Below are 26,632 nucleotides of genomic sequence, written 5' to 3'. Positions count from 1 at the left end.
CCGCACGCGGTGTCCGGGCCCCGGCACGTGCGGCCGGGGCGTTCCGCCCGGGCCGCTGTCAGTGGCGTCTGGTAGGAATTTGGCTGTGAGCAGCAACAACGAGCAGTCCGCGGAGCCCGACGGCGGGGCGCCGGAGCAGCTTGCGCTCATCCGGGAGACCGTGCGGCAGGCGAAGGTGCCGCGGGCCAAACCGCGGACCTGGCGGGGCGCCGCGCTCGCGAAGGAGCTGCCCGTCGCCCGGGTGCTGGTCAACAAGGGCGTGCTCCACCTCGACCAGTACTTCGACTACGCCGTGCCGGAGGAGCTCGACGCCGAGGCACAGCCCGGGGTGCGGGTGCGGGTGCGGTTCGGCGCCGGGGCGCGCAATGTCCGCGGTGGGCGCCGTGAGGGCGGCGGCCTCATCGACGGGTTCCTCATCGAGCGGCGTGCCGAGTCGGACTACCCGGGGGCGCTCGCCGCGCTGGCCTACGTCGTGTCGCCCGAGCCGGTGCTCGGACCCGAGTTGCTCGCTCTGTCGCGCGCGGTGGCCGACCGGTATGCCGGCAGCCTCGCCGATGTGCTGCAGCTCGCCGTGCCGCCCAGGAACGGACGGGCCGAGTCCAGGCCCTCGCCGGAGCCGCTGCCACCGCCACCTGCGCCCTCGCCCGGGAGCTGGGAGCGGTACGAGCAGGGGCCCGCGTTCCTGCGGTCACTGGCGGAGGGCGGTGCACCCCGCGCGGTATGGACCGCGCTGCCCGGGCCGCAGTGGCCCCAGGAGATCGCCAGGGCCGTGGCCGCCACCCTCGCCTCGGGGCGGGGCGCGCTCGTGGTCGTACCGGACGGGCGCACGGCGGGGCGCGTGGACTCCGCGCTCACCGAACTGCTCGGGGTGGGCCGCCATGCCCTGCTGACCGCCGACTCCGGGCCCGAGAAGCGGTACCGGGAGTGGCTTGCCGTGCGGCGCGGATCGGTGCGTGCGGTGGTCGGGACGCGGGCCGCGATGTTCGCTCCGGTCGCGGACCTGGGCCTGGTCGCCGTCTGGGACGACGGGGATTCGAGCCACAGCGACGACAACGCCCCCTTCCCGCATGTCCGGGAGGTCCTGGAGCTGCGGGCCGCGCACGGCCGGTGCGCGTTCCTGCTCGGCGGCACGAGCTGCACCGTGGAGGCCGCCCAGCTGGTGGAGACGGGATGGGCGCTGCCGCTGCGTGCGGACCGGGAGCAGCTGAGGATCGCGGCGCCGCTGGTGCGGACCGTCGGCGACGGCGAGCTGGCCCGGGACGGGGCGGCCAGGGCGGCGCGGCTGCCCAGTCTCGCCTGGCAGACCGTACGGGACGGGCTGCGCCGCGGACCGGTGCTGGTCCAGGTGCCGCGTCGCGGATACGCGCCGCGGCTGGCCTGCGAGCGCTGCCGTGAACCCGCCCGGTGCCGCCACTGCGCCGGGCCGCTGGAGGCGCCGGACCAGCGGGATCTCAACTGTGCGTGGTGCGGGCGGGCCGAGACCGCCTGGCACTGCGCGGCCTGCGGCTCCCAGCGGCTGCGGGCCCAGATCGTCGGCGCCCGCCGGACGGCCGAGGAACTCGGCCGGGCCTTCCCCGCCGTGCCGGTGCGGACGTCCGGCCGTGACCACATCCTGGACTCCGTGCCGGACTCGCCCGCGCTGGTCGTGAGCACCCCGGGCGCCGAACCCGTCGCCGAGGGCGGATATGCGGCCGCGCTGCTGCTGGACGGCTGGGCGATGGTCGGCCGCCCCGATCTGCGGGCCGGCGAGGAGGCGCTGCGCCGCTGGACTGCCGCGGCCTCGCTGGTACGGGGACAGCCGGACGGCGGCACGGTGGTGATCGTCGCCGAACCGACCCTGCGGCCGGTCCAGGCGCTGGTGCGCTGGGACCCGGTCGGGCACGCCCGCCGCGAGCTGGCGGAACGCGCCGAGCTGGGATTCCCGCCGGTGTCCCGGATGGCATCGGTGACCGGCCTGCCGGAGGCGCTCGCGGCGTTCCTTGCGGCCGCCGAACTGCCGCCGGAGGCGGAGGTGCTCGGCCCGGTCCCGGTTCCGGGTACCGAACCCGGCAGACCCAGAAGACCGTGGGACGCGCCGCTGGGGGAGAGCTGGGAGCGGGCGCTGCTCAGGGTTCCGCCGGGCAGCGGCGCCGCGCTGGCCGCCGCGCTGAAGACGGCGCAGGCCGCGCGGACGGCCCGGGGCAGCGGTGATCCGGTCCGGATCAGGATCGATCCCCCGGACATCGGCTGACCCGGCCCGCCTCCCATCGGCCCGGTGGACGGCGCACATGCGACTGCCCCGCCGTGCGCCGGGCACGGTGGGGCAGAGGGGGAGTCGGTCAGCCGTTGCGCGGGCCGGGGAAGACGCCGGGGCGCAGCTCCTCGCGCAGGGGCGGCCGGTCCGAGGAGGGCTGCGGGGGCATGGAGCGGGCGGCGGGTACGGCGGGCAGCACCGGAGCCGTGCCGGATCCGGGCGTCACGGGCAGTGGACGCGGCACGGCGGCCTCGGCTGTCACCTCGGTGGTTCCGGGCTGCGGAGTGGTCCGGCGGGCGCCGTAGCGCCGGTGGACCGCCTGCTTGGTGACTCCGAGCGCGGAGCCCACCGCGTCCCAGGAGAAGCCCAGTGAGCGGTCGAAGTCCACTGCCGCCGTCACCAGGGTCTCGACGCTGTCGCGGAGTTCCTGGGCCAGCCTGACGGTGGGGGCCGGGGCCCTGCCGTAGACGACGAAGCCCGTGGACGGGCCGGAGCGGCGCGGACGGTAGACGTTGCCCAGTTGGGCCGTGAGCGTGCGCAGCGCGTCCACCTGCCGCCGGACCCGCTCGATGTCCCGCACCAACAGATGCAGGCTGGCCCGCGCTTGGGCGTCGTGGGTTGCGTGGTCGGCCATGAAGTAGCCTCTCGAACCGGCGTTGAAGGGGGCCGGGCCGCACCGTGGCGACCCGCTTCGGTCAATCTCTCTTGACCAACGCGTCACCCGGCGATGTGGTCACGCTCCAGGGGCGTATGCGTCGAAGCGCGGGGCGTACGGCCGTGCGTACGCCCCCCTGGCGGATGGCCCATAGACTTGTGCGTTGCTCGTCACCGTACGTCTCGGCCCGAGAGGCAGTCAGCCACCCATGAAGCTCGTCTTCGCAGGCACCCCCGAGGTTGCCGTCCCCGCCCTGGACGCCCTGATCGCTTCCGACCGGCATGAGGTGGCCGCCGTCGTCACCCGGCCCGACGCCCCCGCGGGTCGCGGCCGCCGCTTGGTCGCCAGCCCCGTCGCCGAGCGCGCCGAGGAGGCCGGGATCGAGGTGCTCAAGCCCGCCCGCCCGCGTGACGAGGACTTCCTCGCACGGCTGCGGGAGATCGCCCCGGACTGCTGTCCGGTCGTCGCGTACGGGGCGCTGCTGCCCAAGATCGCCCTCGACGTACCCGTCCGCGGCTGGGTCAACCTCCACTTCTCGCTGCTGCCCGCCTGGCGCGGCGCGGCCCCCGTCCAGCACGCGGTGATGGCCGGCGACGAGGTCACCGGCGCCTCGACCTTCCTGATCGAGGAGGGGCTCGACTCGGGCCCGGTGTACGGCGTCCTCACCGAGGAGGTGCGGCCCACGGACACCAGCGGTGATCTGCTGACCCGGCTCGCCTTCGCCGGTGCCGGGCTGCTCGCCGCGACCATGGACGGCATCGAGGACGGCACGCTGCACGCAGTGCCGCAGCCCGTGGACGGCGTCACCCTCGCACCGAAGATCACCGTCGAGGACGCCGAGGTGCAGTGGTCCGCACCGGCGCTGAGGGTCGACCGGGTGGTGCGTGGCTGCACACCCGCCCCCGGGGCATGGACGCTCTTCCGCGGGGAACGCCTCAAGCTGGTCCAGGCCGTGCCCGTCCTGGACCGCGCCGACCTGGCGCCCGGTGAGCTGTCCGCATCCAAGAACCATGTGTACGTCGGCACCGGATCGCACGCGGTCGAGCTGCTCTGGGTCCAGCCGCAGGGCAAGAAGCCGATGCGGGCCGCGGACTGGGCGCGCGGGGTGCGGATCGTCCCGGGGGAGCTGGTGGGGATCTAGAGCTGCGACCGGAAAGGTCTGCCGGGAGGTTCGTGCCGCCCGGCACGCCCGCACCGGACGACGCTCCTCATGGGGCGAGCATGGCCGGTCACGGCACTGAGAGGAGCTCACAAATCGGGCGCCCGGCTCGCATTCTGTGAGCCTCTCAGGCGGTTGCGTCGCCGGGGACGAGGCCGCCGTTCACGGCCCGTGTCCAGAGCCTGTGGTACCACTTATCGGCGCCCGGAGCGGGCTCGGCGGTCAGTACCGGGTTCGGACCGGTCTCGATGAGGTGCAGCAGCGACCACGCGACGCCGTAGCAGTCGTCGGGCCCGAAGCAGGCCACCAGCGCCTTCGCCTCCTCCGCCGTGACCGGTCGGGAGATGGCCACCAGCTGCCTGTCCCGCCTGTCGATCTCCTCCTCGCCCGCGTCCCGGTCGGGCAGGGGGCCATCGGCGACGAACGCATGCACCGCGGGTCTCATCCGCCCATGATCGGTTGCCGCCGCCGCCCTGGGCAGGGCGTCCCGGCAGCTCACTCAGCCACTGTCCCGGTACGGAGGGATTACGCTGGGAGGATTCGCCCCTCACCATCAGCGGAGCACCTTTCACGTGAACGACCAGCAGCGTCGCCGTCCCGCCAAGCCGCATCGCCGGCCCCAGAAGGACCCGGTCCGGTTCCTCGCCTTCGAGGCCCTCAGGGCCGTCGACGAACGCGACGCGTACGCCAACCTCGTCCTGCCCCCGCTGCTGAAGAAGGCACGGGCCAAGGGCGACTTCGACGCCAGGGACGCGGCGCTGGCGACCGAACTGGTCTATGGGACGCTGCGCCGCCAGGGCACGTACGACGCGATCGTCGCGGCCTGCATCGACCGGCCGCTGCGCGAGGTCGACCCGCCGGTCCTCGACGTGCTCAACATGGGCGTGCACCAGCTGCTCGGCACCCGTATCCCCACCCACGCCGCGGTCTCCGCCAGCGTGGAGCTGGCCAGGGTGGTGCTCGGTGAAGGGCGCGCCAAGTTCGTCAACGCCGTGTTGCGGAAGGTCGCCGCGGACGACCTCGACGGCTGGGTGGCGCGCGTCGCCCCGTCGTACGACGAGGACGCCGAGGACCACCTGGCGGTCGTGCACTCGCATCCGCGCTGGATCGTCTCCGCGCTCTGGGATGCGCTGGGCGGCGGCCGCGCCGGGATCGAGGACCTCCTCGAAGCCGACAACGAGCGGCCCGAGGTCACCCTCGTCGCCCGCCCCGGCCGGTCCACCACCGAGGAACTGCTCACGGCCCTCGGCGGCGAGAACGGCCTCCCCGGCCGCTGGTCCCCCTATGCCGTACGGATGGCGGAGGGCGGCGAGCCCGGCGCCCTGGGCGCCGTGCAGGAGGGCCGCGCCGGGGTCCAGGACGAGGGCAGCCAGCTGGTGGCCACGGCCCTCGCCAATGCGCCGGTGGACGGCAGCGACAGCCGCTGGCTGGACGGGTGCGCCGGACCGGGTGGCAAGGCCGCCCTGCTCGCTGCCCTCGCCGCCGAACGCGGAGCCGCCCTGCTGGCCGCCGAGAAGCAGCCGCACCGGGCCCGTCTCGTGGAGCGGGCGCTGGTCGGCAACCCCGGCCCGTACCAGGTGATCACCGCCGACGGCACCCGCCCGCCGTGGCGGCCCGGCGTCTTCGACCGGGTCCTGATGGACGTACCGTGCTCGGGCCTCGGCGCGCTGCGCCGCCGCCCGGAGTCCCGCTGGCGCCGCCGCGCCGAGGACCTGGAGAACTTCGCGCCGCTGCAACGCGGTCTGCTGCGGGAGGCGTTGAAGGCCGTGCGGATCGGCGGCATCGTCGGTTACGCGACCTGCTCGCCGCATCTCGCGGAGACCCGGGTGGTGGTCGACGACGTACTCAAGGGACGGGGCGGTGAACCGGTCGAGGCGGAGTGGGTGGACGCGCGTCCGCTGATGCCGGGTGTGCCCGCGCTGGGCGACGGACCCGACGTCCAGTTGTGGCCGCATCTGCACGGCACGGACGCGATGTACCTCGCGCTGCTGCGTCGTACGGCCTGACGGAACCCTTCCGGGGCCTTGGTGCGGGCCGATTCGCCGGGATTGCGCGAACCGTAATGATCCCGTGAGGCTTTGGGGGGCACCGAGGCAGGGAAGTGCCGCGGAACGTGGCAGGCTTGGCACATGGCCCAGATCAACCCGAGCATCCTGTCCGCCGACTTCGCCCGTCTCGCCGAGGAGGCGACGGCCGTCGAAGGCGCCGACTGGCTCCACGTCGACGTGATGGACAACCACTTCGTGCCCAACCTGACACTCGGCGTGCCGATCGTGGAATCGCTGAGCCGGGCCACGGACACGCCGCTGGACTGCCATCTGATGATCGAGGATCCGGACCGCTGGGCGCCGCAGTACGTCGAGGCGGGTGCCGGTTCCGTCACCTTCCACGTGGAGGCCGCGGCGGCGCCCGTACGGCTGGCGCGGGAGATCCGGGCCAAGGGCGCCCGCGCCTCGATGGCGCTCAAGCCGGCGACGCCCATCGAGCCGTACGAGGACCTGCTGCCCGAGCTCGACATGCTGCTGATCATGACGGTGGAGCCGGGCTTCGGCGGCCAGGCCTTCCTCGACATCATGCTGCCGAAGATCCGCCGCACCCGTGAGTTGATCTCCAAGCACGGTCTGGAGCTGTGGCTGCAGGTCGACGGCGGCGTCTCGGAGTCGACCATCGAGCGGTGCGCCGAGGCCGGTGCGGACGTCTTCGTCGCCGGCTCGGCGGTGTACGGGGCCAATGACCCGGCCGAGGCGGTACGCGCTCTGCGTACCAAGGCGGCCGGGACCATCGCTTCGGCGGCCTGGGCGTGCAACCACTGAAGCCGGCGGGGACGTCGGCAGTGACGACAGGACCGACTCCGGCCCCCGATTGCCGGTCGGCCCGGCCACGTGCAGATGAACGCGGTCCGACGGGACCGATCAAGGATTGCCGTATCTGACAGGATGAACGGCGTATCGAGCGTGTGAACAGCAGTGAGGAGATCGCGGTGTCTGCAATGTCGGCGGGCAGGTCCGCCCTGCGGATGGGGCCCGCGGAGCTGGTGCAGGCGGCGGCCATGGCCCGTCGCTTCTACCTTGAGGGGAAGTCGAAGATCCAGATCGCCGAGGAGTTCGGCGTCAGCCGCTTCAAGGTGGCCCGGGTCCTGGAGACAGCCCTTGAGCGTGACCTCGTACGGATCGAGATCCGGGTCCCCGCAGAACTGGACGCGGAGCGCTCCGACGCGCTGCGGGCCCGCTACGGGCTTCGGCATGCGGTCGTCGTCGAATCTCCGGCAGAGGAGGAGGACGACGCCCCGGACCCGGAGAACCTGGGCGAGGTCGCGGCCGACCTCCTGGGCGAACTGGTGAACGAGGGCGATGTGCTCGGCCTGGCCTGGGGCCGGTCCACCATTCACATGGCGGCGGCCCTCGACCGGCTGCCGCCGTGCACGGTCGTCCAGCTGACCGGGGTGTACGACGCGGGAACGGCCGAGCGCGGCTCGGTCGAGGCGGTCCGCAGGGCCGCCCAGGTGTCCGGTGGCGAGGCCCACCCGATCTATGCGCCGATGCTGCTGCCCGACCCGGCCACGGCCGCCGCGCTGCGTCACCAGACCGGCATCGCCCGTGCCTTCGAATACTTCGACAAGGTGACGGTCGCCGCGGTCTCCATCGGCTCGTGGGAGCCGGGTATCTCCACCGTCCACGACATGCTCACGGACGAGGAGCGGGCGCACTACGCGTCGCTGGGCGTCGCCGCCGAGATGTCCGCCCACCTCTTCGACACGGAGGGGCGCCGGGTCGGCCGCGACCTGGGGGAGCGGTGCATCACGGTCGAGGCGGACCGGCTGCGCCGGATCCCCGAGGTGGTGGCGATCGCGGGCGGCCAGCGCAAGGCGGCGGCGATCGGGGCGGTCCTGCGGTCCGGTCTGGTCACCAGCCTGGTGACGGACACGGCCGCCGCCGACTACCTGCTGACGGAGTCGGCGGCGCCGCAGCGGCCCGCGCTGGAGCGCGCCGACCCGGACGGCGATTAGGGCCTCTCGTTCGGATCAGGTCGGCTCGCGAGGGCCCGGCACGCACCTCTGCGAGATCGTCGTGAGGACGCAGGGCCAGCAGAAAGCCGGGTGCGGCACGCGCACCCGGCTTTCTCCGTACAGTCCTGACTGTCCTGCTCTTTTCTGCGCGATCGTCAGTCGATGCGTCCCTCGGCCCCGCAGTCGGCGGGTTCCGGTCCGATGCCCAGGACCGTCGCCTCCAGGTACTGCTCCGGCGCCTTGTACTGGTTGACGTCGGCCGGGTTGTAGCGCGGGGTCTGCCGCGACCAGTCCAGATTGCCGCGCATCCAGCTCCGCATCCCGTCCAGGTACGGGAGGAGCATCCCGGACAGCTGGGGGTAGGCCATGAGCAGTTCGCCCTCGGCCGCCAGGAAGCGCTCGGTCTCGGTGGCGATCTCCGCGCAGACGTGCTCGAGCGCCTGCTGCTTTCCGTAACCGCGGTGGTGCCGGACCAGATGGACGAGGTTGTGGATCTCGCCGAGCACCTGTTCCTTCTCGTACGAGTACACGTCGTTGGCCCAGCACACGACGTTGCACGAGGTTTCCACGGCGACGATGAACCGGGGATCGTTGTGGATCGACTCGGGCGCCTCGATGCCGGCCACGATCTCGATCAGGTCCATGCAGACATGTATCGCGCCGGTGTGCCGCCGCTTGGCGATGTAGGTGTCCTCGGACGGCACGACACCGTCCGCCCGGTTCCCCGCCTCCCAGGTGGTGGCCGTGGTGAGGTAGGTGACCAGGTGCCAGGCGAAGCGCCGGAGCCAGTGCGCCGCCGCGTTCGGTGTCGTACGTTCCCACAGGTCGGCCAGGGCGACCACGGCGGCCGGGAGGTCCTCGTCCGGCAGTGGGCCGGTTCCGGTGCCCTCGACCACGCTGCGCATCAGAGTGACCACGTCCCGCACCCGCTCCGGGCTGCGGCCGAGATGGCCGTCGTCGAGCTGGTCGTCGACGAGAAACAGCCACACGAACCAGTCGGCGACGAGGTCGAGATTGTGCTCATTCGCGGTCGGATACACCATGCCGACGAAGGCGCCGAAGTCGGCTTGCTCGAAGCGCTCTCTGGCTGAATCGCGGTGCACCAGACCGGTGTTGCGCGTCCATTTGTCGAGGTGTTCACGGGTGTGCGCGACGTGCGGATTCGTCCGCTGGGGGAACGGGCAGTAAATGTCCGGCAGTTCGTTCTCCACGGGTGGGTCTGGATCCTCTCCGGTCGTACGTATGACGGAAGTTGGGGCCGTTCCACCTGTTCCTCGGGACGTATTCGTGGCCCGCGGGACCTGCGCATTTGAAGCTACCTGACCCCTTGTCACCAGGTCCAGGGAAGATGATCGGAATGCTTCGCATGCCATTCGGGTAAGGTCCCCGGGCAAGGCAGGTTTCACTTGCCCGGGGCTCCCGCACTCGCTCCCTGGAGGAACGTACGAACGCGGGGGTCATTTGCTGTGTCTTCGTGGCAGCGACCTGCGCCGTTTCGCGTGAAAATATGAGTGTTATGCGTTTTCTTGAACCCGGCACCGGTCGTTATACACAGTCCCCCGCGGTCCCGTACGACCTCACGTACGACGATGTCTTCATGGTTCCGGGCCGCTCAGCGGTCGGTTCCCGCCAGGGGGTCGACCTCTCCTCGCCGGACGGATCCGGTACGACCATCCCGCTCGTCGTCGCCAACATGACGGCGATCGCGGGCCGCCGGATGGCCGAAACGATCGCCCGCCGCGGCGGTCTGGTCGTCATTCCGCAGGACATCCCGATCGATGTCGTCACCGACGTCATCTCCTGGGTGAAGACGCGCCACCTCGTGCTCGACACGCCGATCGTGCTCGCCCCGGGCCAGACGGTCGCCGACGCCCTGTCCCTGCTCCCGAAGCGTGCCCACGGCGCGGGCGTCGTCGTCGACGAGGAGCAGCGGCCCGTCGGTGTCGTCACCGACCACGACCTGACCGGTGTCGACCGCTTCACCCAGCTCTCCGTGGTCATGTCCAAGGACCTCGTGCTGCTCGACGCGGACATCGACCCGCGCGACGCGTTCAACAAGCTCGACGGCGCCAACCGCAAGCTCGCCCCGGCGGTCGACGCGGACGGCAGGCTCGTCGGCATCCTCACCCGCAAGGCTGCGCTCCGCGCCACGCTCTACACCCCGGCCACCGACGCCGACGGCAGGCTGCGGATAGCCGCCGCCGTAGGGATCAACGGCGATGTCGCGGGCAAGGCCAAGCAACTCCTCGACGCGGGCGTCGACACGCTCGTCGTCGACACGGCGCACGGCCACCAGGAGTCCATGATCAGCGCGGTCCGCGCGGTCCGGGCGCTCGACCCGCAGGTGCCGATCGTCGCGGGCAACGTCGTCGCCGCGGAGGGCGTGCGCGACCTCATCGAGGCCGGCGCGGACATCATCAAGGTCGGGGTCGGCCCCGGTGCCATGTGCACCACGCGGATGATGACCGGTGTCGGACGGCCGCAGTTCTCCGCGGTGCTGGAGTGCGCCGCCGAGGCGAAGAAGCACGGCAAGCACGTCTGGGCCGACGGCGGCGTCCGCCACCCGCGCGATGTCGCCATGGCGCTCGCCGCCGGCGCGTCCAATGTGATGATCGGCTCCTGGTTCGCCGGTACGTACGAGTCGCCCGGCGACCTCCAGCAGTCCGCCGACGGCCGGTACTACAAGGAGTCCTTCGGTATGGCGTCCGCGCGCGCCGTGAAGAACCGTACGTCGGACGAGTCCGCGTACGACCGGGCCCGCAAGGCGCTCTTCGAAGAGGGCATCTCCACCTCGCGGATGTTCCTGGACCCTGTCCGTCCCGGCGTCGAGGACCTGATCGACTCGATCATCGCGGGCGTCCGCTCCTCCTGCACATACGCCGGTGCGGCGTCCCTGGAGGAGTTTGCCGAGAAGGCGGTCGTCGGTGTGCAGAGCGCCGCCGGTTACGCCGAGGGCAAGCCGCTGCACGCCAGCTGGAGCTAGTGCCTCGACCGGCGATGTTTGCCCCATGAGGAGCGTCGTCGGGTGCGACGGGGCAAAGGACCCCGTGGGCCCAGCATGATCCACACGAGGGGCCCTGGGTGTGCTGACCCGCAGGGTCGTTCACAGGGGATGCGCCCGGGCCGCCGGTGCGGCCCGGGCGTCCTCCGTCGTCAGGGGACGTACGGGGCGAGGGCATCTGCGACCGCCGCCGCCAGCAGGGCGTGGCCGCTGTCGTCCGGGTGGAGGCCGTCCATCAGGTGTTCCGGGCCCAGGACATCCCGTCCAGGCAGCACCGACAGCCGGGCGTCCCCTGCCCGGACGAGGCTCGCGCCGGCCCGCTCCAGCGCCGTCCGCAGCTCGGACAGCGTGGCTCCGAGTGCGTTCGGGGTGTCCTCCGCGTCCGGGCGCAGGAGCGGGGAGACCAGCAGGATCGGCGTCCCCGGGTGGCCCGCGCGCACCAGGGCGACGAAGGCGCGCACCGTCTCGTACAGCAGCGGCGCCGAGAAGGGTACCGACGACCAGCAGTTCGTACCGAAGGCCAGCGTCAGCAGATCGGCCGGGAGCCCGGCGATCTGCTCGGCGACGCACAACTCCCCGCGCGCCGAACCCGCGTACCCCAGGTTGACCGGGTCGAGGCCCAGCGCGCGGCCCGCCACCGCGGGCCAGGCGTGGGCGGGGCGCGTCGACCACCAGCCCTCGGTGATCGAGTCCCCGTGGACCACCCACCGCGGCCGCGCCGGGGCGGGCAGCAGGGCCCCGCCCACCGCCCGCAGCCCCAGGATCGCCGGGCCCAGCGTCTCCGGCGGATGGACGGTGAACGGGCCTTCCCCCGGCGGGAGTCCGATCACGGTGACGGCCTCGTCGGCGGGCCCGGCGAGGACCTCCGCCAGACACTGCCCGCCCTGCCACAGTGCGAAGAGCCCGGCCCGGCCGTCCGCCGCGCCCCGGGCCGCGGCGCGGTAGCGGATCTCCACCGCACGCGCTCCCGGAGCCAGGAACTCCAGCCGGACCCCGGTCGGCAGCAGCGCCCGCTCCGCGGTGTCCCACGGCAGCCGCGCCAGATCGGCCGGGTCGGCCCGGACCGGGCACACGCCGTCCCGCCAGGCGACACCTCGCAGGAAGGGGTCGGGGTCGAGCCAGGTCATCGGAGCTCCATTCGCCGGGTACGCACTCCACCCCTACCCCGTCGCACCGCGCCGACGTCCGTACGGCCCCGCCCACCACCACGTGTTCTACTTCGGTTGCGGCACCGTGCTGCCGACGCCCCGACCGGCCATCGCAGAGAAGTGATCCACCTGAAGTGCGACTGAACGATCTCGACGAACGCATCGTCCACGCCCTCGCCGAGGACGCCCGCCGCTCCTACGCCGACATCGGCGCGATCATTGGCCTGTCCGCGCCCGCGGTGAAACGCCGGGTCGACCGGTTGCGTGCGGAGGGGGCCATCACCGGATTCACCGTGCGGGTGGACCCTGCGGCGCTCGGCTGGGAGACCGAGGGTTTCATCGAGATCTACTGCAGCCGCAACACCTCCCCGGAAGCGATCAAGAGCGGTCTGGCGCGCTACCCCGAGATCGCCTCGGCCTCCACGGTCACCGGGGAGGCCGACGCGATCGTCCAGGTCTTCGCCGCCGACATGCGCCACTTCGAGCAGGTGCTGGAGCGGATCGCGGGCGAGCCCTATGTGGAGCGAACCAAGTCCGTGCTGGTGCTGTCGCCGCTGCTGCGGCGGTACTCCTCGGGGACGCCGGGCTGATCCGGCGGGCGGGCGTCAGCCCTTCTGCTCGTACTCCGGGTGCCAGGGCAGCACCGTGAAGTCGCCGGTGCCCGCCTGGACCTTCTCGAACGGGGCCGAGGACATGCACGGGGGCAGGTGGTCCTCCGCCTCCTGGTTCAGCCAGCTGTACCCCAGCCGGTCGTGGTTGCCCAGGTCGTGGACCGACATGCCGACCCGCTTGCCCTTGATGCCGATGTCGGTCGCCGTGATGACGCCGGTGACCACGGCCACCTTGCCGCCGGTGACCAGGCAGTCCACCGAGCCCTCGGCCCAGCCGGACGTGCCGTTCGGGAAGACGTGGCGGAAGCGGAAAGTACCGTACGCCCGATCCGGGTGCATGTTGTCCTTCGCGGCGAGGTGGGCGTCGAAGGTGAAGGTGATGTCGTCCCCGGCCGGGCGGTACAGCTTCGCCGTACCGGTCAGGGCTGCCGCTTCCCGCTGGCCCTTCGCAGTTCCGGGGGCCCGGTCGCCGAGTGCCGCCGCCGAGCCGGCGGCGCCCGTGGTGATCAGCAGCGCCGCTGCGATCGCGGCGAGCCGGGTGCGGATGTGCGCGATGCGGTTCATGACAGGCCTTCCGTAGGGCGGAGCGGGAGTCGCTCGGACGGCTCCCACTCTTCCGGCGGGACCGCCGCCGCACATCGCGCCGAGGTCCCCGTCCGCTCTCCGCCGCGCGGCGGGAACCCACTCCGACCCGAGACCGATATCACCCCTGTGACCTGCACAGACGCTCCACGCAACGAATCGCCGCCGGACCGGCGAATTGCGCAATGGATCGACGGTCGGCGCGCAACGCTCGCGCCTTGTCCGGCCGGATTACCGGCCCGTACCGTCTATACGTCCCCGCCCCGCCCGCACTGCCCGAGGTCAGCCATGCCGCCGTTGCGCACCGCCCTGCTCCAGAGCTCCGGACGTCCGGGCTCGGTGGCCGAGAACATCAAGACCCTCGACGAGGCGGCAGAGCGCGCGGCAGCCGCCGGGGCGCGGCTGCTCGTCTGCCCCGAGCTGTTCCTGACCGGGTACGCCATCGGCGACGACGTACCCCTGCTGGCCGAGCCCGCCGAAGGCGCCTCCGCGCAGGCCGTCGCCTCCATCGCCGTACGGCACGGGCTCGCGGTCCTCTACGGGTACCCGGAGCGCGCGGACGAGCTGATCTTCAACTCCGCGCAACTGATCGGCCCCGACGGCACCCGGCTCGCCAACTACCGCAAGACTCATCTCTTCGGCTGCTTCGAGCAGCAGTGGTTCACCCCCGGCGAGCAGACCGTCGTCCAGACCGAACTGGACGGCGTACGCATCGGGATCATGATCTGTTACGACGTCGAGTTCCCCGAGAACGTACGGGCGCACGCCCTCGCCGCCACCGATCTGCTGCTGGTGCCGACCGCGCAGATGCACCCCTTCCAGTTCGTCCCCGAGTCCGTCGTGCCGGTCCGCGCCTTCGAGAACCAGATGTATGTCGCGTACGTCAACAGGACCGGCCCGGAAGGCGAGTTCGAGTTCGTCGGGCTGAGCTGTCTGGCCGGCCCCGACGGCACCGTCCGCACCCGCGCCGGACGTGGCGAGGAACTCGTGATCGGCGAGGTCGACCCGGAGTTCCTGAGCGCGTCGCGCGCCGCCAACCCGTATCTGCACGACCGCCGGCCCGGTCTGTACGGCTCCCTCGTCTGAGTCCTCGGCGCCTCTCTCTTCCACTGCCCTCGCAAGGAGTCCCCACCCCATGACGTCCACGGTGCCCAACGCCGTCCAGCACACCGACGCGCAGCCGCCGATCACCATGTTCGGTCCGGACTTCCCCTACGCGTACGACGACTTCCTGGCGCACCCCGCGGGGTTGGGGCAGATACCGGCGACCGAGCACGGCGCCGAGGTGGCGGTCATCGGTGGCGGGCTCTCCGGCATCGTGGCGGCGTACGAGCTGATGAAGATGGGCCTCAAGCCCGTCGTCTACGAGGCGGACCGGATAGGCGGCCGCCTGCGTACGGTCGGCTTCGACGGGTGCGACCCCTCGCTGACCGCCGAGATGGGTGCGATGCGCTTCCCGCCGTCGTCCACCGCGCTGCAGCACTACATCGACCTGGTGGGCCTGGAGACCAGCCCGTTCCCCAACCCGCTCGCGCCGACCACCCCGTCGACCGTCGTCGACCTCAAGGGCGAGTCGCACTACGCGGAGACGATCGACGACCTCCCGCAGGTCTACCGTGACGTGATGGACGCCTGGAACGCCTGCCTGGAGGAGGGCGCCGACTTCTCCGACATGAACCGGGCGATGCGCGAGCGCGACGTCCCGCGGATCAGGGAGATCTGGGCGAAGCTCGTCGAGAAGCTCGACAACCAGACCTTCTACGGCTTCCTCTGCGCCTCCGACGCCTTCAAGTCGTTCCGGCACCGCGAAATCTTCGGCCAGGTCGGGTTCGGCACCGGCGGCTGGGACACCGACTTCCCCAACTCCATCCTGGAGATCCTGCGGGTCGTCTACACCGAGGCCGACGACCACCACCGCGGCATCGTCGGCGGCAGCCAGCAGCTCCCGCTGCGGCTCTGGGACCGCGAGCCGCAGAAGATCGTGCACTGGCCGCTCGGTACCTCGCTGTCCTCGCTGCACGAGGGGGAGCCCCGTCCCGCCGTGACCCGGCTGCACCGCACCGCCGGGAACCGGATCACCGTCACCGACGCGACCGGCGACATCCGCACCTTCCGGGCGGCGATCTTCACGGGGCAGTCCTGGCTGCTGCTCTCCAAGATCGCCTGCGACGACGAGCTGTTCCCCATCGACCACTGGACGGCGATGGAGCGGACCCACTACATGGAGTCGTCGAAGCTGTTCGTGCCCGTCGACCGGCCGTTCTGGCTGGACAAGGACGAGGTCACGGGGCGCGACACCATGTCGATGACGCTCACCGACCGGATGACGCGGGGCACGTACCTTCTCGACGACGGGCCGGACAGGCCGGCCGTCATCTGCCTCTCGTACACCTGGTGCGACGACAGCCTGAAGTGGCTGCCGCTCTCCCCGAACGAGCGCATGGAAGTGATGCTGAAGTCGCTCGGCGAGATCTACCCGAACGTCGACATCAGGAAGCACATCATCGGCAACCCGGTGACCGTCTCCTGGGAGAACGAGCCCTATTTCATGGGTGCGTTCAAGGCCAACCTGCCGGGCCACTACCGCTACCAGCGGCGGCTGTTCACCCACTTCATGCAGGACCGGCTGCCCGCCGACAAGCGGGGACTCTTCCTCGCGGGCGACGACATCTCCTGGACGGCCGGGTGGGCCGAGGGCGCCGTGCAGACCGCGCTCAACGCCGTATGGGGTGTGATGAACCACTTCGGCGGTGCCACGGACGCGACGAACCCCGGCCCCGGCGACGTCTTCGACGACATCGCCCCGGTCGAACTTCCGGAGGACTGAGCGGCGTTACGCGGGCCGGCAGACGCTGCGCTGCCGGCCCAGTCCGGAGACCTCGACCTCCATCACATCGTCCGGTCCCAGGTACGGGAAGCGACCGGACAGCGCCACGCCCTGCGGCGTACCGGTGTTGATGATGTCCCCGGGCTCCAGCACCAGATACTGCGACAGATGGTGCACCAGATGCGCCACGCTGAAGATCATGTCCGCGGTGCTGGAGTCCTGCCGAGGCTCCCCGTTGACGAAACTGCGCAGCCGCAGCTGCTGCGGGTCGCCGACCTCGTCGGCCGTCACCAGCACCGGGCCCAGCGGGTTGAACGTGGCGCAGCTCTTGCCCTTGGACCACTGGCCACCCGACTCCTCCAGCTGGAAGGCGCGTTCCGAGACGTCGTTGCTGACGGCGTAACCGGCGATGTACGAGGCGGCGTCGGCCGGCGAGTCGAGGTAGGCGGCGCGGCGGCCGATGACGACGGCCAGCTCCACCTCCCAGTCGGTCTTCTTCGAACCGCGGGGGATGAGGACCTCGTCGTACGGGCCGACGATCGTGTTCGGCGACTTGTAGAAGAGGATCGGCTGCTCGGGCGGCTCGGCCCCGGACTCCGCGGCATGGGCCGCGTAGTTCTGGCCGATGCAGAGCAGCGCGTGCGGACGGGCGACGGGAGCGCCGATCCGCTGCCCGGTGATGTCGGTCTCCGGGAGCTTCGACTCGGCGGGGATCAGGCCCGGCTTCTCGGTGAGCGCGGCGAGGAACACGCCGTCGATGTCGTCGGTGACGCCCGACAGGTCGTAGTGGCGGCCTTCGGGGCGGACGAGGACCGGACGCTCATGGCCCGGCTCGCCGATGCGCATCAATCGCATGGGGTGAACTCTCCTGAGGGGTGAGGGGAACGACGCGGTGGATCAGTGCAGGCGGGTCAGGGCATCGACGGTGACCGCATGGGCCGGGGGCTGCCCGGCGAGCAGCCGCAGCACCTCGCCGACCGCACTGGCGCCGAGCCGCTGCCGGCACTCGACACTGCCCGCTGCCTGATGCGGGGTCAGCAGCACATTCGGCAGGGCGCGGAACGGGTGGTCCGACGGCAGCGGCTCGGCGTCGAACACATCGATCGCCGCATCGAGCCGGCCCGACCGCAGTTCGGCGAGCAGCGCGTCCTCGTCGACCAGCCATGACCTCGCCGTGTTCACCAGGCCCGCCCCGTCCGGCATCAGCGCCAGCTGTCCGGCGCCGATCATCCGATGCGTCTCCTGCGTCACCGGCGCGTGCACGGCCACGATCCGGCTGCGCGACAGGAGTGTGTCCAGAGGGACGGACTCCACGCCGAGTGCCCTGGCGTCCGTCCCGGACAGGAACGGGTCGGTGACGGAGACCCGCGCGCCCATCGCCTGCACCATAGCGATGTACGCCCGCCCGGTACGTGACGCGCCGATCACCCCGATGTCGCTGCCGTGGATCTCGTGGCGGGGCGGGGCCTCGCTCGCCGCCGCCCACTCGGCGCCGCCCCGCAGCGCGTGGTCGAAGCGCTGGATGCGGTGGAGCAGCGACAGGGTGAAGGCGAGTGCGACCTCGGCGACCGGCCAGGCCATCTCGTCCCCGGCCTGGGTGACACGGATCCCTCGCCGGAACACCTCTTCGGTGACGTACGGGGCGACGGCCGAGCCGGTGTGCGCCACCAGCTCCAACCGGTCGGCCGCCGCCAGGAGTTCGGCGTCGACCTTGGGGGCGCGCCAGGAGAGGATCAGCGCCCGGGCGCCGGGCAGCGCCGCTGCCAACGCCGCCCGGTCGGAGTGCTCGTCGAGGACGGTCAGCTCCGCCGCCCGTGCCAGCTCCTGCCAGACCGTGCCGGTGAAGAACTGGGCGCGCAACTGGGGCGGTACGGCGACGACGACCCGGGGGCGGTCAGGAGAGCCAGGCATCGAGGTGCTCCGCAATGAAGGCGTCATCGGTCAGCCAGGGGTAGGCCGCGGCCACCCGGGTGATCTCGTCCGCCTGTCCGGGGGAGAGCGTCTCGGCCGGGTCCAGGCATCGGATGTTCGCCAACAGGCCCTGTCGGCGCAGCACTTCGTGCACGCCTGCGATGCAGCCGCGGAACGCGCCGCGGACATCGAAGACCGCGCTGTTGGCGTCCGTGAGCTCGGAGCGGCGGGCCAGGCAGCGCACCGTCGCCGCGTGGTCGCCGGCGCGGGCCGCGCGGACGTCGTCGAGGAGGGTGGCGGCGGAGCTGGTCCATACGGCCCACTGGCCGAGGAGCCCGCCCGCGAACCAGCGCCGCGTGCCGTTCGCCGTCTCGTACGGGGTGAGCAGGTCACCGATGATGTCGTCGTCGTTGCCGGTGTAGAGCGCCACCTCGTCGGCGCGGTCGGCGGCGGCCACCGCCCGCACGACGTCCGCGGTGCGGTACCGGTCGAACGGTGCGACCTTCACGGCGACCGTGGACGGCAGATCGGTGAAGGCCGACCAGAACGCCGGGGAGAGATAGCGCCCGCCGACGGCCTCCTGGAGGTAGAAACCGATCACGGGCAGCACCTCGCCGACCGCGCGGGCCCGCTCCAGCAGACCCTTCTCGTCGGCGCCCGGCACGGCCGGGCTGAGCAGCACGGCATCATAGCCGAGCGCGGCGGCGGTCTCGGCCTCGGCGACGGCCTGCGCGGTGTAGCCGCAGGCGCCGGCGACCTTGATGAAGGGGCGGCCCGCCTCGGCGTCGATGGTCTCGGCGGCGAGTTCGAGTACCGGCCCCAGGAGACCGACCTCGGGCTCCCGGATCTCGAACTGGGTGGTGTGCACGGCAACGGCGACACCGCCGGCACCGGACGCCAGGTAGTAGCGGGTCAGTGCACGTTGACGCCGCTCGTCGAACGTACCGTCGTCGTGCAGTGCGAGCGGGTGGGCGGGGATCACCGCCCCCCGGGCGAGCGCCTCGAGGGAGGGGGTGGCCGTGGCCGCGGTGGAGGGAGTGGACATGGAGTGGATCAGAACCTTCCGTCACGGACCTGGAACTTGGTGGGCTTGCCGGACAGCGGCAGCCCGCGGCGCAGCCAGTCGGCCTGCCACTCGACGAGCGTGCGCAGGGTGACGTCCGGGTAGCCGAAGAGAGCATGACAGCGGCCGGCGTCGGAGAGCAGCGCCGTCGACGCTTCCTCGCCCTCGAACACCGGCTCCCGGCCGAACTCGGTGCCGAACCACTCGGCGATCCGGCGCACCGAAGCGGTCTCGGGGCCGGTGAGGTTGAGGGTGAACGCCTGGCCGTCGGTGGCATGCAGCAGCGAGCGCAGCGCGACCTCGTTGGCGTACCCCTGCCACACCACGTTCGCATGACCGGTCGTCACATCCACGGGCTCGCCCGCCTGCACGCGGTACGCGATGTCGGCGAGAACGCCGTAGCGCAGGTCGACCGCGTAGTTGAGGCGGATGGTGGCGACCGACGTGCCGCGGGTCAGCGCGGCGTGGTCGAAGATCCGCTCACGGCCCAGGCAGGACATGGCGTACTCGCCGACCGGCCCGACCGGGTCGGTCTCGGTGCAGCCGCCGGAGGAGACGGGCACCAGCGGGTACACATTGCCGGTGGAGAACGCCGCGATCCGCGAGTCGGACCAGCGGCGCGCCACCCGGTCCGGCATGGCGGCATTGACCGCCCAGGCGTGCGAAGGCGCCCCGGCCGAGCCGAACTTGGCGCCGACCATGAAGACGACGTTCCCGGCGTCGGGCAGCTCCGCCAGATCGGCGGCCGGGTCCATCAGGTCGAAGGCGACGGTACGGACCCCTGCTCTGCCGAGTTCCTCGGCGGCGGACGGGTCCGACCAGCGGGACACGGCGTACACCGTGGTGTCCGTACGTCCGGCGGCGTCCAGCGCACGCCGGGCCAGCCGGCACAGACTGGGGCCCATCTTGCCGCCCGCGCCGAGGACCAGCAGATCGCCTTCGAGGCGGCCGAGGTCGGCGACGAGCGCGGGGGAGGGGGTGGCGAGCCGCTCTTCGAGAGCGGCCTCATCGGTGAACATGCGTGGCTATCCCTTGATTCCGGACGCGGTGACGCCCTCGGTGAAGTAGCGCTGGCCCACCATGTACGCGGCGAAGATGGGCACGAACGCGATGACGGAGCCGGAGAGCACCACATTGAGCGGCACGTTCTGCTGCTGGAGCGAGGCGATGCCGACGGTGAGGGTGCGCATATCGGTGGACTGGCCGATGACGAGCGGCCAGAGGAAGTCGTTCCAGTGCCACAGGAAGACGAACACGCCGAGCGTGGCGAGGATCGGCTTCAGCAGCGGCAGCACGATCCGGTGGAAGATCTGCCATTCGTTGCAGCCGTCGAGGCGGGCCGCCTCGAAGAGTTCGTCGGGCAGCCCCTGGATGAACTGCCGCATGAGGAAGACCGCCTGGGCGTTGGCCAGGGTCGGCACGATCAGACCCCAGTACGTGTCGACTCCGCCGAGCTTCGCGATCATCGCGAAGGTCGGGATCATCGTGACGTGGTAGGGGACCATCACCATCGACAGGAACGACCAGAACATGGTTTCCCGGCCGGGGAACCGCTTCTTGGCGAACGCGTACCCGGCGAGCGAGGCGAGCAGCAGCACGCCGACGACCGAGACGACGGAGTAGATCAGGGTGTTGACCAGCCAGCGCGGCACGTCCTGGGCGTTCATGACGGTGCCGTACGCCTCGCCGGTCAGTGGCCAGGGCAGCAGGCTGCCGGGGAACTCGACCGCCGCGGACGGCTTCAGGGAGAGCACGACCATCGCGTAGAAGGGGAAGATCGTCACGATCGCGGCCGCCGTCAGCAGCAAGCCGCGGGCGATCCGGCCGGCCGGGGTGGCGCGCATGCCGTGCGGGACGGTGTCCTGCTCGGACAGCTTGCGCAGCTTGCGTCCGGCGCGGCGGGCGGCCCGGTCGGGTCCGGCGGGCGCCTGGGGTGCGGGCGACTTCTTCTCGGTCTCCACGGGTGTTGCGGTCATGGTCACTGGTCCTTCCCGATCACGAGGCGCTGGATCACGGCGACCACCACCGTCAGCACGAACAGTGCGACGCCGATGGCGGAGGCGTAACCCAGGTCGAAGTACTTGAAGCCCGCGTCGTAGAGCTGGAAGACGAGCGTGTAGCTGGCGTTGGCGGGCCCGCCGCCCGTCATGGTGTAGACGGCGTCGAAGACCTGGAACGAGGCCGTCGTCTCGATCACGGCGAGGAAGAAAAGAGCGGGTTTGAGCTGCGGCAGCACGATGTACCGGAAGCGCTGCCAGGGGCCCGCGCCGTCGGTGAGCGCGGCTTCCTCCAGTTCCCGGGGGATGTCCTGCATCCGGGCGAGGAGGATCAGCATCCCGTAACCGAAGCGGGACCAGACGCCGACGATCGCGAGCGCGGGCAGGACGAGGACGTCGTCGGAGAGCCAGGAGCCCTCGGACATCCCGAACCAGCCCATCAGGGTCGACCACGGGCCGCCGGTCGAGAAGATCCAGACGAAGACGGTCGCGGCCAGCACCAGCGAGGTGACGACCGGCAGGAAGAACACCGAACGGAAGAATCTGGCGCCGCGGAACGCACGGCGGGTGATCAGCGCCAGGGACACGGACGCGATGAGCGTGCCGGGCACGGCGAGGACGGTGTACAGGACGGTGACCTTCAGTGCCTGCCAGAACAGCGGGTCGTCCCAGAGGCGGGTGAAGTTGTCGAGCCCGATGAAGCTGCCGCCGCCGGTCAGGGAGTAGTCGGTGAAGCTCATCAGCACACCGGCCACGCCGGGACCGAACCGGAAGGCGAGGAACAGCAGGAAACACGGAAGGACGAAGAGCAGGCCGATCCGGGCCTCGCGGCGCGCCTGCGGCCCGCTGCGACGGCCCCGGCGGGTGGGTTCCGCGACGACTGCCACGGGGATCTCCTTGCGGGACGAGGGAATTGCGATGGGTGCGCGGCCCCCGCGGGGGGCTGCGCGGGTGTTCCGCGCGGGGTGCGCGGAACCGTACCGGTGATGCGGGGGTGTACGCCCGGGCCCGGGCGGGGGCCGGCTGTGTGTGGTGCCGGGTGCTGTACGGGGCGCCGGGTGAGCTCTGCGGGCCCGGGCCGGCTGCGCGGGGGTGTCCGCCGGGGGTCCGGGTTCGTGGCTCCGGACTCCCGGCGGGGCTTCGGTGCGGAGCGCGCCGCGCCCCGCGGTGACGGGCGGGCGCCGGTCGGCCCCCGCCCGTCACGGCTCAGCGGCCGAGCATTCCCTGCGCCGCCTTCTGCGCCGCGTTCAGTGCCTCCTGCGGGCTCTTCTTGCCCAGCAGCGCCGCCTGGATCTCCGGCGCGAGCACGCCCTGGACCTCGCGGGCCTTGTCGTGCAGCGGACCCACGGTCATGCTCGGCAGAGTCGCGCCGACCGCCGTCTGGAGCGCGTCGTCCGGGTACAGGTCGCCACCGGACTTACGGGCGGGGAAGTAGCCCGCGGCCTTCTGCAGACCGGCCGCGTTCTGCGACTCGGCGACGAAGTTCAGCCAGTCGCCGGTGTTCTTCTTGTCGGCGCCCTTCAGCATGGACAGTGCGCCCACGGTGCCGTAACCGATCGACTCGGCCTCCTTCAGCGGCGGCTGGACGACGATGTTCTCCTTGCCCCAGAACGGCTCGACGTCCGCCGGGGTGTTCTGCCAGGTGCACGCCACCTTGCCCTTGGCGACCGGTGTCTGCTCCAGCTTCGGCGTGGTCGTGACCAGGTCCTTGTCGGTGTAGCCGCCGTCGACGAGCTTCTTCAGGTACGTCAGGGCCTTGACCCCGGCCGCGTCGTTGAAGGTGACCGTCCTGCCGTCCTCGGAGAAGACGTCGCCGCCCGCCTGCCACAGCAGCGGGTAGAACGTCATGTTCAGCGTCTGCTGGGTGTCGCCGCTGTAGCTGGTGGCGTAGTAGCCCTTCTTCTTGAGCTTCGGCGCCAGCGCCTCCAGCTCCGCCCAGCTCGTCGGGTACGTCTTCTCGCCGATCGCGGCGAACACCCGCTTGTCGCAGATCAGCGGGTTGGCGCTGGTCAGGATCGGGCTGGCGAGCGCCTTGCCGTCGACCGTGACGGACTTCAGCGCGAAGTCCGTGTAGTCCGACTTGGCGTCGGCCGGCATGTAGTCGTCGGCCGGGACGATGCTCTTGGCGTACTTCGGCAGCTGGTCCGGGATCAGGTAGACCGCGTCCGGGCCCTTGCCGGAGGCGATCGCCGTGGCCAGCGCGGTGTCGCGGTTGGCCCACGGGAAGGTCTCCACCTTCACCGTGACGCCGGAGTGCTTCTTCTCGAACGCCTTGACCAGGCCGTCCCAGTACGCCTTGTTCTTGGCCTCGTCGAAGATGACCGGGTAGGTCCACATGGTGACGGTTTTGTCGTCGCTGCCGCTGCCGGAACAGCCGGCCAGCACACCGACGGCGAGCGCGGTGGCCAGGACGGGGGCGGCCACGGCACGGACTCTGGAACGGCGGTTGAGGAGACGGGACATGAGGTGGTCCTCCGAGGACGTGAGGGTGGGGCGGGGGTGAGGGGATGTCACTTGGCCGGCACCGACTGGACGGTGCCGGTGTGCCGGGCGCGCTCGGCGGCGAACGCCGCGAGATGGCTGCCGAGCGACGTGGCGGGACCGGAGCGGACGGCCCCGGCATCACCGGTGGCCACGGCGGTGACGAACGCCTCTACCAGCGCGGCGTCCCCACCCCCGTGCCCGTCGGCGGCGTTCGAACCGGATGCCCCGAGTTCGCGGACAGTCGTCTCGCCGGTACGGAAGTCCTGCACGGTGACACGTTCGCCGTCACCGCGCAGCCAGCCGTGCGAGCCGAAGATGCGGGTCTGCCGATGGGTCTGCTCGGTGAACGCCACCATCTGGAAGGTGGCGGTCACCCCGCCCGACAGCTGCATGGCGAGCACCTGGTGGTCGACCACGTCGTTGTCGCTGCGGTACGCGCAGACGCCGTACGGACCCTCGCGCAGCGCCTGCACCAGCCCGGCCTCGTCGGTCGCCTCGGTGACATGGGTGACCGGCCAGACCGCGCCCTTCTCGCGCAGCGTCGGCATGTACAGCTTCAGCGCGCTGTACGGGCAGTCGGACTCCACCGCGCAGTCGAGACAGCGGTCGGCGGACCCGGCCGGGGCGTTCTCCGGCCGGAAGTGCTTCAGACCGCCGAAGCCGGTGACCTGCTCGATCCGACCGCCCATGATGTACGTGATCCAGTCCAGGTCGTGGCACGACTTGGCGAGCAGCATCGGCGAAGAGTCCTTCTCGCTGCGCCAGGGACCGCGTACGTAACTGTGGGCGTAGTGCCACCAGCCGACCGGTTCCAGATGGTCGAGGGAGACCAGCTGCCCGAGCACGCCGGAGTCCACGACCTCCTTCACCAGGTCGGTGTAGGGCGTGTAGCGCATGACGTGGCAGACCGCGAAGAGCACCCCGGCCCGCTCGACGCCCTCGACGATCTTCCGGGTCTCGTCCTCGGTCGGGGCGAGCGGCTTCTCGGCGAGGATCGCGTAACCGGCCTCGGCGAGGGCCAGCACCGGCTCCACATGGAAGCGGTCCTGGGTGGCGACGATGACGGCGTCCGCGATGCGGTTCTCGACGAGCGGCCGCCAGTCGTCGAACTCCAGGGGCGCGCCCGCCGCGGCACGCGCCGTGGGGCGCGGGTCGGCGACGGCGACGAGTTCGGCGCGGTCGGGGTGCGCCTTGATCCACTCGGCGTACGTCAGACCGCGGTTGCCGGCGCCGACGAGCGCGACCCGGACGGGCCGGCCGGTGATCGGGGGATGCGTGGACACGGGGGTTCCCTGGGACTCAGTGGGTGGGTTCGGTGGTGCGGTCAGAACCGCAGCGTGGCCGCGGTGTGGGCGACGCGGCCGCCCTCGTCCGGCAGCGCGGTGCGCTCGGTGCCGTCCTCGACGCAGCCGGTGTGCAGCAGATGGCTTCCGGAGCCGGTGAAGGCCGCGGGCCGCAGTTCGAGCCGGCCGCCCGTGAAGGTGGAGCCGGTCGCCCGGTAGCGGTTGGGGCCCTCGGTGACCAGCACATGTGCGGTGTCCTTGGGGGCGGTCGAGTCGAGACCGGACAGCTGCCAGTCGACGGTGCGGCCGGTGCCGGTACGGGACAGCAGCGCGCCGTCCTTGTTGGTGCCGTTGATCCGGGCACCGTCGATCCGCAGCCGCTGGTCCTTGACCGAGGTCAACTTCAGCCCGGTGTCGCGGAGTTCGCCGCCGGCCACGGTGATGTCGGTGTGCGCGAGCGAGACGGGCGCGGTGTCCTTGGAGCCGGTGAGGGTGCACTGGTCGAGGACGAGCCGCCCGGCTCCGTTGAACACCGCACCGTCGACGCCGTTCAGCGTCGTCCGTGCGAGGGTGACCGGGGCGGCCACATTGGCCTGGGTGACCTCGGCGCCCGCCGCGAACGTGAACGCCGAGTCGGCGATCACATTGGGCCGGGCGGAGAGCGTGGACGCCTGGGAGATGATCAGCGGCCCGCTCGCCGTGCACCCGCGCAGCTGCACACCGTCGGCGTTGACCCAGAGCATTCCGGAGCCGGAGAGCGACTTCTTGCCGATGACCAGAACGTCTTCGAGCGTCAGGTCGGTGATCTTCACCCGGGCGACGAACCAGGAACACGCGTGGCGGCGTACGGTGATCCGCTTGGCCCGGCCGCCCCAGGCGGCGCCCGAGTTGGCGAACGTCATCAGACCGGAATTACCCGTGTAGACGAGGTCGTGCTCGAACTGACCGTGCGTCACGAACGGTCCCTCGTCGTCGCCGTCGCCGTGGCAGTTGGTGACGTAGCAGTAGGCGGAGGCCGTGAAGTCGTTGAGGTGGCGGGCGTTGGAGGTGTGACAGTCCTCGACATGCCCGTACAGGCAGTAGATCTGCTGGGTCAGATAGCCCGCGCCGCCGTAGGTGACGGACTTCGGGTTGGTCAGCGAGCACTGCTCGGTGCGGTAGTACGTGCACCAGCGGCGCATCACCACCGGCCAGAACGTGCCGACGGCCTCGATTCCGGAGACGTCGCACCGCACCGCGTACTCGTAGGCGACCGGGTGCGAGCCGGTCATCTCGTCCTCGCCCCAGCCCTCGAAGACGAGGTTGCGGACATGGGCGCGGTCGACGGGCTCGATCCTGGTCCAGGTGAGCGTCCGGCCGGCTGCCAGGTCCCAGCCGATCTGGTAATTGACCCGGATGTGCGTCGCGTCGACGACATCGGTGACCTGGACGAGACGCTGGATCTCCTTCTCGTACTTCCCCGACAGGGCGTTGATCTCCACGGCCCACCACTGGCCGACGGAGAACTTCCCGGAGTCGCCGACCTCGAAGAGATCGGAGAGGTCCGGCATCGCCGCCCCCAGGGTGTGGGTGTGCACGGTGTCGGTGACGGTGCCGCGGAAGGAGAGGACGGCGCCGAAGGGGTTGTCGTGGGTGTTCTTCTCGATGCCGTCGGTGACCATGCGGTGGCCGC

At 71.3% G+C, this 26,632-nt stretch carries 23 protein-coding genes; 9 read left to right on the top strand and 14 right to left on the bottom strand.

What is annotated here, in order from left to right; all coding sequences use genetic code 11:
- Positions 1-85 precede the first annotated feature (85 nt).
- A complete protein-coding gene (locus ACFU6I_RS39335) occupies positions 86-2,230 on the top strand; it encodes a primosomal protein N' (protein WP_384376449.1) in 2,145 nt (714 codons plus the stop codon).
- 88 nt (positions 2,231-2,318) lie between these two features.
- On the opposite strand, the gene ACFU6I_RS39330 is transcribed toward ACFU6I_RS39335, so the two are convergent.
- Positions 2,319-2,867 carry a hypothetical protein gene (locus ACFU6I_RS39330; RefSeq protein WP_384376446.1) on the bottom strand — a complete coding sequence of 183 codons (549 nt, stop codon included), beginning with the start codon at positions 2,865-2,867 and terminating at the stop codon, positions 2,319-2,321.
- 229 nt (positions 2,868-3,096) lie between these two features.
- On the opposite strand from ACFU6I_RS39330, the gene fmt reads away from it, so the two are divergent.
- The gene (fmt, locus tag ACFU6I_RS39325) at positions 3,097-4,029 is read left to right on the top strand and encodes a methionyl-tRNA formyltransferase (protein WP_384376443.1); all 933 of its coding nucleotides are present in this window, start codon (positions 3,097-3,099) and stop codon (positions 4,027-4,029) included.
- A 145-nt stretch (positions 4,030-4,174) separates the two neighbouring features.
- On the opposite strand, the gene ACFU6I_RS39320 is transcribed toward fmt, so the two are convergent.
- Positions 4,175-4,492 carry a hypothetical protein gene (locus ACFU6I_RS39320; protein ID WP_384376440.1) on the bottom strand — a complete coding sequence of 106 codons (318 nt, stop codon included), beginning with the start codon at positions 4,490-4,492 and terminating at the stop codon, positions 4,175-4,177.
- Between the two features lie 127 nt (positions 4,493-4,619).
- On the opposite strand from ACFU6I_RS39320, the gene ACFU6I_RS39315 reads away from it, so the two are divergent.
- The 3 genes from ACFU6I_RS39315 (at position 4,620) to ACFU6I_RS39305 (ending at position 8,053) form a co-directional block, all read left to right on the top strand.
- A complete protein-coding gene (locus ACFU6I_RS39315) occupies positions 4,620-6,053 on the top strand; it encodes an RsmB/NOP family class I SAM-dependent RNA methyltransferase (RefSeq protein WP_384376437.1) in 1,434 nt (477 codons plus the stop codon).
- Between the two features lie 123 nt (positions 6,054-6,176).
- Positions 6,177-6,860, top strand: a complete 684-nt coding sequence (gene rpe / locus ACFU6I_RS39310; protein ID WP_384376434.1) for a ribulose-phosphate 3-epimerase — start codon at positions 6,177-6,179, stop codon at positions 6,858-6,860.
- Between the two features lie 176 nt (positions 6,861-7,036).
- A complete protein-coding gene (locus ACFU6I_RS39305; protein ID WP_037695464.1) occupies positions 7,037-8,053 on the top strand; it encodes a sugar-binding transcriptional regulator in 1,017 nt (338 codons plus the stop codon).
- A 155-nt stretch (positions 8,054-8,208) separates the two neighbouring features.
- Here ACFU6I_RS39305 and ACFU6I_RS39300 read toward each other — a convergent pair whose 3' ends face one another.
- A complete protein-coding gene (locus ACFU6I_RS39300) occupies positions 8,209-9,264 on the bottom strand; it encodes a terpene cyclase (protein ID WP_384376431.1) in 1,056 nt (351 codons plus the stop codon).
- A gap of 305 nt (positions 9,265-9,569) precedes the next feature.
- Between ACFU6I_RS39300 and ACFU6I_RS39295 the strand changes: the two genes are divergently transcribed.
- Complete coding sequence (locus ACFU6I_RS39295) at positions 9,570-11,036, top strand: GuaB1 family IMP dehydrogenase-related protein (protein WP_384376428.1); 1,467 nt, start codon at positions 9,570-9,572, stop codon at positions 11,034-11,036.
- A 170-nt stretch (positions 11,037-11,206) separates the two neighbouring features.
- On the opposite strand, the gene ACFU6I_RS39290 is transcribed toward ACFU6I_RS39295, so the two are convergent.
- Positions 11,207-12,181 (bottom strand): GDSL-type esterase/lipase family protein, encoded by a 975-nt coding sequence (locus tag ACFU6I_RS39290; RefSeq protein ID WP_384376425.1) that lies wholly within the window; start codon positions 12,179-12,181, stop codon positions 11,207-11,209.
- 155 nt (positions 12,182-12,336) lie between these two features.
- Between ACFU6I_RS39290 and ACFU6I_RS39285 the strand changes: the two genes are divergently transcribed.
- Positions 12,337-12,792, top strand: coding sequence for an Lrp/AsnC family transcriptional regulator (locus tag ACFU6I_RS39285; protein WP_266987999.1), 456 nt, complete (start codon positions 12,337-12,339; stop codon positions 12,790-12,792).
- Between the two features lie 15 nt (positions 12,793-12,807).
- On the opposite strand, the gene ACFU6I_RS39280 is transcribed toward ACFU6I_RS39285, so the two are convergent.
- Complete coding sequence (locus tag ACFU6I_RS39280; protein ID WP_384376422.1) at positions 12,808-13,377, bottom strand: Repetin; 570 nt, start codon at positions 13,375-13,377, stop codon at positions 12,808-12,810.
- Positions 13,378-13,683: 306 nt separating this feature from the next.
- Between ACFU6I_RS39280 and ACFU6I_RS39275 the strand changes: the two genes are divergently transcribed.
- Both ACFU6I_RS39275 and ACFU6I_RS39270 read left to right on the top strand, forming a co-directional pair.
- On the top strand, positions 13,684-14,481 hold the full coding sequence (locus ACFU6I_RS39275; protein WP_384376419.1) for a carbon-nitrogen hydrolase family protein: 798 nt from the start codon (positions 13,684-13,686) through the stop codon (positions 14,479-14,481).
- A 49-nt stretch (positions 14,482-14,530) separates the two neighbouring features.
- On the top strand, positions 14,531-16,222 hold the full coding sequence (locus tag ACFU6I_RS39270) for a flavin monoamine oxidase family protein (RefSeq protein ID WP_384376417.1): 1,692 nt from the start codon (positions 14,531-14,533) through the stop codon (positions 16,220-16,222).
- A 6-nt stretch (positions 16,223-16,228) separates the two neighbouring features.
- Here the strand turns inward: ACFU6I_RS39270 and ACFU6I_RS39265 are convergent, their stop codons facing one another.
- From ACFU6I_RS39265 to ACFU6I_RS39225, 9 genes are all read right to left on the bottom strand, one after another.
- On the bottom strand, positions 16,229-17,077 hold the full coding sequence (locus ACFU6I_RS39265) for a fumarylacetoacetate hydrolase family protein (protein ID WP_384376414.1): 849 nt from the start codon (positions 17,075-17,077) through the stop codon (positions 16,229-16,231).
- Positions 17,078-17,119: 42 nt separating this feature from the next.
- The gene (locus tag ACFU6I_RS39260) at positions 17,120-18,133 is read right to left on the bottom strand and encodes a hydroxyacid dehydrogenase (RefSeq protein WP_384376411.1); all 1,014 of its coding nucleotides are present in this window, start codon (positions 18,131-18,133) and stop codon (positions 17,120-17,122) included.
- The gene (locus tag ACFU6I_RS39255; protein ID WP_384376408.1) at positions 18,117-19,178 is read right to left on the bottom strand and encodes a dihydrodipicolinate synthase family protein; all 1,062 of its coding nucleotides are present in this window, start codon (positions 19,176-19,178) and stop codon (positions 18,117-18,119) included. The genes ACFU6I_RS39260 and ACFU6I_RS39255 overlap by 17 nt, the downstream gene beginning before the upstream one ends.
- An 8-nt stretch (positions 19,179-19,186) precedes the next feature.
- Positions 19,187-20,215, bottom strand: coding sequence for an NAD-dependent epimerase/dehydratase family protein (locus ACFU6I_RS39250; protein ID WP_384376405.1), 1,029 nt, complete (start codon positions 20,213-20,215; stop codon positions 19,187-19,189).
- 6 nt (positions 20,216-20,221) lie between these two features.
- On the bottom strand, positions 20,222-21,172 hold the full coding sequence (locus tag ACFU6I_RS39245; protein WP_384376402.1) for a carbohydrate ABC transporter permease: 951 nt from the start codon (positions 21,170-21,172) through the stop codon (positions 20,222-20,224).
- Between the two features lie 2 nt (positions 21,173-21,174).
- On the bottom strand, positions 21,175-22,080 hold the full coding sequence (locus ACFU6I_RS39240; protein ID WP_266988015.1) for a carbohydrate ABC transporter permease: 906 nt from the start codon (positions 22,078-22,080) through the stop codon (positions 21,175-21,177).
- A gap of 319 nt (positions 22,081-22,399) precedes the next feature.
- Positions 22,400-23,617: an extracellular solute-binding protein gene (locus tag ACFU6I_RS39235; protein WP_384376399.1), complete on the bottom strand. Its 1,218-nt coding sequence runs from the start codon at positions 23,615-23,617 to the stop codon at positions 22,400-22,402.
- A gap of 86 nt (positions 23,618-23,703) precedes the next feature.
- Positions 23,704-24,960: a Gfo/Idh/MocA family protein gene (locus tag ACFU6I_RS39230; RefSeq protein ID WP_384376396.1), complete on the bottom strand. Its 1,257-nt coding sequence runs from the start codon at positions 24,958-24,960 to the stop codon at positions 23,704-23,706.
- Between the two features lie 41 nt (positions 24,961-25,001).
- A partial coding sequence (locus ACFU6I_RS39225; RefSeq protein WP_384376393.1) for a peptidase C14 occupies positions 25,002-26,632 on the bottom strand: 1,631 nt, incomplete at its 5' end.

The sequence above is a fragment of the Streptomyces sp. NPDC057486 genome, from assembly GCF_042802415.1.
In the GTDB taxonomy this organism is placed as follows: Bacteria; Actinomycetota; Actinomycetes; order Streptomycetales; family Streptomycetaceae; genus Streptomyces; species Streptomyces yanii.
This window is presented reverse-complemented; position numbering and strand designations above follow the sequence as displayed.

Bases quoted from the DNA above. Each gene is read 5' to 3' on its own strand.
- ACFU6I_RS39330 (WP_384376446.1), bottom strand. From the start codon at position 2,867: ATGGCCGACCACGCAACCCACGACGCCCAAGCGCGGGCCAGCCTGCAT.
- fmt (WP_384376443.1), top strand. From the start codon at position 3,097: ATGAAGCTCGTCTTCGCAGGCACCCCCGAGGTTGCCGTCCCCGCCCTG.
- ACFU6I_RS39320 (WP_384376440.1), bottom strand. From the start codon at position 4,492: ATGAGACCCGCGGTGCATGCGTTCGTCGCCGATGGCCCCCTGCCCGAC.
- rpe (WP_384376434.1), top strand. From the start codon at position 6,177: ATGGCCCAGATCAACCCGAGCATCCTGTCCGCCGACTTCGCCCGTCTC.
- ACFU6I_RS39305 (WP_037695464.1), top strand. From the start codon at position 7,037: ATGTCGGCGGGCAGGTCCGCCCTGCGGATGGGGCCCGCGGAGCTGGTG.
- ACFU6I_RS39295 (WP_384376428.1), top strand. From the start codon at position 9,570: ATGCGTTTTCTTGAACCCGGCACCGGTCGTTATACACAGTCCCCCGCG.
- ACFU6I_RS39290 (WP_384376425.1), bottom strand. From the start codon at position 12,181: ATGACCTGGCTCGACCCCGACCCCTTCCTGCGAGGTGTCGCCTGGCGG.
- ACFU6I_RS39280 (WP_384376422.1), bottom strand. From the start codon at position 13,377: ATGAACCGCATCGCGCACATCCGCACCCGGCTCGCCGCGATCGCAGCG.
- ACFU6I_RS39275 (WP_384376419.1), top strand. From the start codon at position 13,684: ATGCCGCCGTTGCGCACCGCCCTGCTCCAGAGCTCCGGACGTCCGGGC.
- ACFU6I_RS39270 (WP_384376417.1), top strand. From the start codon at position 14,531: ATGACGTCCACGGTGCCCAACGCCGTCCAGCACACCGACGCGCAGCCG.
- ACFU6I_RS39265 (WP_384376414.1), bottom strand. From the start codon at position 17,077: ATGCGATTGATGCGCATCGGCGAGCCGGGCCATGAGCGTCCGGTCCTC.
- ACFU6I_RS39260 (WP_384376411.1), bottom strand. From the start codon at position 18,133: ATGCCTGGCTCTCCTGACCGCCCCCGGGTCGTCGTCGCCGTACCGCCC.
- ACFU6I_RS39255 (WP_384376408.1), bottom strand. From the start codon at position 19,178: ATGTCCACTCCCTCCACCGCGGCCACGGCCACCCCCTCCCTCGAGGCG.
- ACFU6I_RS39250 (WP_384376405.1), bottom strand. From the start codon at position 20,215: ATGTTCACCGATGAGGCCGCTCTCGAAGAGCGGCTCGCCACCCCCTCC.
- ACFU6I_RS39245 (WP_384376402.1), bottom strand. From the start codon at position 21,172: ATGACCGCAACACCCGTGGAGACCGAGAAGAAGTCGCCCGCACCCCAG.